We start from the raw sequence: 4,618 nt of genomic DNA, 5'->3' as shown, positions 1-4,618 counted from the left end.
ATCAACCAAATTGTTGATACACCTTTAAATTACGTTGTTAAACAACATACGTCGTCGTGTATTAATACTATATAATTAATAACAATCATTCATTCAGTATTACATATTAGTCAGGTCTTTTCTTTATCCCGCTATCCGCAAATGATGAAATTTCCACTTTATTTAGTCGCGAATACCTAATGCGATTTTCGCCATACGTGACATACGTTCTTTCGACCACGGTGGATTCCAAACGACATTTACTTCTATTTCATTAACTTCAGGTACGTTTGTTGATAATACTTTTTTAACGTCTGATACGATTTGCCCAGCCATTGGACAACCGATAGAAGTCATAGTCATCGTAATGACAGCATTATTATTTTCATCTGCTGTAACATCATAAACTAATCCAAGATTAACGATATCAACACCTAGTTCAGGGTCAATAACAGCTTCTAAATTGGCAAGTAATTTATTTTCAAATGCTTCTTGTGACATAAGCAGCCCCTCCTACACTTTAATGATATCGATTCTCATTATAACGGAAATGAGCATAATGTGCAGGAAATGAGCTCAAAAAAATATCCCTCTTCGCAAGAGGGATATTTTTTGAACATCTATTCTGTTTTAAAATGAGATACGAGCTGATCTAACTCTTCAACTGTTTGTTTCATTTTTCTAGCAGTTACTGTCATTTCATTCATAACGATAACTTTCTGTTCAGCAGATTGTGCCGTTGCGGCAGTTTCGCTGGATACTTCAGTAGAGATAGAAGCGATGTTATTAAGTGAAGCATTCATTTCTTCAGCACTTGCAGCCATTTCTTCAGCAGTTGCTGATATATCTTGCATTTGAGTAGATACTTTATTTACTTGTTCCACAATTGTTGTGAAAGAAGTACCAGCTTCACGAATAACATTGATACCTTCAAATGCTTCAGAACGGCCTTGAGACATCATAGAGCTAGCAGTTTCTGTATCATTTTGAATTTGATGTAGTAATTGATTAATGTCTGTTGCAGCTGTTTTAGATTGTTCAGCAAGTTTTCGAACTTCGTCAGCTACGACAGCAAATCCTTTTCCTTGCTCGCCAGCACGAGCAGCCTCAATAGAAGCATTTAAAGCAAGTAAGTTTGTTTGCTCAGCAATATTAGAAATAGATTGTACAGCAGTATCAATATATTTCGTATGAGTGATTAGACGTTCAACCACTTCTGACGTAGCATTTACAGCTTCGTGTATTGTTGTCATTTGTGAAACAGATTTTTGGATAACGGTACTTCCATCGCTAGCATGTTCAGATGTGGCAACAGCAAGTTCCGCTACAGATGAAGCAGATTCAGCAATACGCTGAACACTTACTGCCATATCGTCCATTGCAGTTGAACTTTCTTCCATACTAGAAGTTTGTGATTGAATACTTGCATTTAAGTTGGACATCGAGCTTTGGACTCTTAATGTCGCCTCACGTGATGTATTCGTTTTTTCTAGCATATTTTCAGAAGCGGTTTGTACTTCCACTGATGTTTTTTGAACGCGATTAATGATATGTTGTAGGTTTTCTAACATTTTATTAAATGATGTTGCGATAGCACCGATTTCATCGTTGCTATTTACTTGTAGACGTGCCGTTAAGTCACCTTCTTGAGAGGCTAATTCTTTTAGTTTTGTATCAATTTGTTGAATTGGTTTCACAAGTTTACCAGAGAACCACCATGCAAGAATAATTGCAACGACAATACAAATAACAAGTGATAGAAAGACTGCATATTCAATTCCTAGTGAAGATTGATCAATTTGTTCAATAGATTGTTCACGTAATTTAGCTTGTTCATTACTGTAATTTGTGAAGTCACCAATTACTTTATAGACCGTTCCGTTTTCTGAAGAAGCTACTTGTAAAGCTTCTTCCCATTTTTGTTCTTTTGCAAGAGTGAATACTTTTTCTTCAACGAACTTTCTCCAAGTAGACCCTAATTCCATTGTACTTTTTACGGACGAAGGAAGATTTGGATTAGAAAGAAGTTTATCTTTTGAATCCTCAAGACGTTTACTCATCTCATTAAACTTGTCTAATTCGACTTGATCATGTTGTAGTAAATAACCCCTTAAAGCAGATAGCTGTACTTGATAAGCGTCTCCACGTTCTTTCAATTCTGTTGCCAGTGGAGAAATTTCTTTTTGTAATGTTTCAGCTTTACGAGATTGGTCAATAGCAAAAAATAAAATAAAAGCTAAGGCGATGCCAAATAAAGCGCAAATCGTTCCCATCATGAACATAAGTTTTTTTCTGATACTTACAAAATTCATATAATTAAAAGCCTCCTTTGTGAAATCTTAGTATTAGAATTAATAAATGTAAAAAATTGAAAGAAAGCTTTACTCCAGTTGGAATAAAGCTTTCTTATTTCCTTTAGGAATTATAGCAGACGGAATGAGAGATAGAAAGAGATATTTTAAATTGAAAAAAGAGAGACTGTAAAATTTTCTTTCCTATACCTTTGGGCTTGTGTCATTACAAGCGAAAGGTTCACTTTAAGCGTTTGTTTTGAAATGAGAGACGAGAACTTCAAGTTCTTGTACGATTGTTTTCATTTCAGATGATTTGTTAGCCACGATACTCATTTTGTTTACTTGATCACCAGCTGAATGTGCTGTTTGTAATGTTTCTGCAGCAACTTCGTTTGAAATAGAGGCGATATTATTTAAAGCTGCGTTCATTTCTTCAGAGCTTGCAGCCATCTCTTCAGCAGTTGCAGACATTTCTTGCATTTGCGTAGAGACTTTGTTAATGTGGTTAACAATTTCTGAGAATGAAGATCCGGCAGTACGAATAACAGTAATTCCTTCAGAAGCTTCTGCTTGACCTTGTGTCATCATGTCATTTGCTATTTTAGTATCGGCTTGAATTTGATGCAGTAAATGGTTAATGTCAGTTGCGGCTAGTTGAGATTGTTCAGCAAGTTTTCGAACTTCATCAGCAACAACAGCGAATCCTTTGCCATGTTCACCAGCACGAGCTGCTTCAATAGAAGCATTTAAAGCGAGTAAATTTGTTTGCTCGGCGATATTCGAAATAGATTGAAGTGCAGTATCGATATGATTTGTATGTGTAATGAGTCGCTCAACTACTTGTGATGTAGCGTTAACAGCTTCGTTAATTGTGTGCATTTGTGTAATAGATTTCTCAATGACTTTATTCCCATCATCTGCTTTTTCTGAAGTTGTGACAGCTAAACTAGTAACAGAAGAGGCGGACTCAGCGATACGCTGAACACTTGTTGCCATGTCATCCATTGCAGTTGAACTTTCTTCAATGCTAGAAACTTGTGAACGAATATTGTGTTCAAGAGCATTCATAGTTTCTTGGGTCCTTGCGGTATTTTCCATAGAAGCAGTCGTTTCGATAAATACATTTTCGGAAGCTTCTTTTACACTTGTTGATGTTTGTTGAACTTGTTTTATTATATGCTGTAAGTTAGTGAGCATTTGATTAAAGGAATTTGCAATGTCACCTATTTCATCTTTACTTGTTACGTGTAATCTAGCCGTTAAATCTCCATCTTGAGAAGCTAATTCTTTTAACTTCTCATCAATTTGTCGAATTGGTTTAACGAGTTTACCAGAGAACCACCATGCTAATAAAATAGACGTTAATGTACATGTAATGAGTGAGAAGAAAATAATATATTGAATAAGTGATGAAGAAGACTCGACGTCAGCAATTAATGCGTCACGTTTCTCATTCTCTTCATTTGTATATTTATTAAAACGATCTAAAAGATCATTTACATAATCTGTTTGTGCTAAAGCAATTTTGGATGCTTCGTCCCATTTTCCTTCACGAGCAAGAGGTAGTACCTCATTATCTATGACGCTACGCCATTTTCCCCCCATTAAAATAGCTTCTTTCATTCCTTCTGGGAGCTTCTTGTCACTTGTTACTTTCTCTCTAGTATCAGCTAATTTTTTCCCTTCTCGGTTGAACTTATCTAATCCTTTTTGATCATGTGATAGTAAATATTCTTGTAAACCAGCAACTTGTGCTTGGAACCAATCGCCACGTTCTTTTAAAATCGTCGCTCTTTTTGATACATCATTTTTTAACGTTTCGATTTCACTTGCTTGATTCATGGCGAATGAAAGAATAACAATAAGAGCAATGCTAAATAAAGAAGAAATGCTTAAGAGTGTGAACAGTAGTTTTTTTCGAATACTAACATATTTCATCGTTACCCCTACCCTCATTTAAACTGTTTATTATGATTTATGGATATTTAAAACGAAATTAATAAAAACATTATTATGAAGTTATTAATCTGTTCAATGAAAATTATAGCAGATAATGGAAGGAGTCAGATTGGTATTAGAAAAAGTTCTTAAAATGTATACATTTGTATATCATAAAATTCATAAATAAATATTAGAAATGCTATTGAAATTTGAAATGACATCATGTATACTTCTAATTAGTTGATAACGATTATCAGTATCAACTAAAACATTACTCTTCGTTATGTTGGTCATACCCCACATCCATCAACTTAAGGTATATTTTCAAACAAAATGCGGTCTTTCCATATAGTTTTTTATTATCTTTTGTAGATTTTATAAAAGCGGGCATATCAAATAAACCC

General features: G+C 34.7%; 3 protein-coding genes. All 3 read right to left on the bottom strand.

Annotation, left to right across the window (positions count from 1 at the left end; genetic code table 11):
• Positions 1-162 precede the first annotated feature (162 nt).
• Entirely contained in the window at positions 163-480 is a 318-nt protein-coding gene (locus tag ACS2CR_RS33525; RefSeq protein WP_000076422.1) for a metal-sulfur cluster assembly factor, read from the bottom strand.
• A 119-nt stretch (positions 481-599) separates the two neighbouring features.
• Entirely contained in the window at positions 600-2,291 is a 1,692-nt protein-coding gene (locus ACS2CR_RS33520) for a methyl-accepting chemotaxis protein (RefSeq protein WP_001012195.1), read from the bottom strand.
• A 225-nt stretch (positions 2,292-2,516) separates the two neighbouring features.
• On the bottom strand, positions 2,517-4,211 hold the full coding sequence (locus tag ACS2CR_RS33515; RefSeq protein ID WP_048568699.1) for a methyl-accepting chemotaxis protein: 1,695 nt from the start codon (positions 4,209-4,211) through the stop codon (positions 2,517-2,519).
• Positions 4,212-4,618 lie beyond the last annotated feature (407 nt).

The sequence above is a fragment of the Bacillus cereus group sp. BceL291 genome (assembly GCF_051776705.1).
In the GTDB taxonomy this organism is placed as follows: domain Bacteria; phylum Bacillota; class Bacilli; order Bacillales; family Bacillaceae_G; genus Bacillus_A; species Bacillus_A cereus.
Note: the sequence above shows the minus strand (reverse complement) of the source record. Positions and strands in the feature narration are given on the sequence as shown.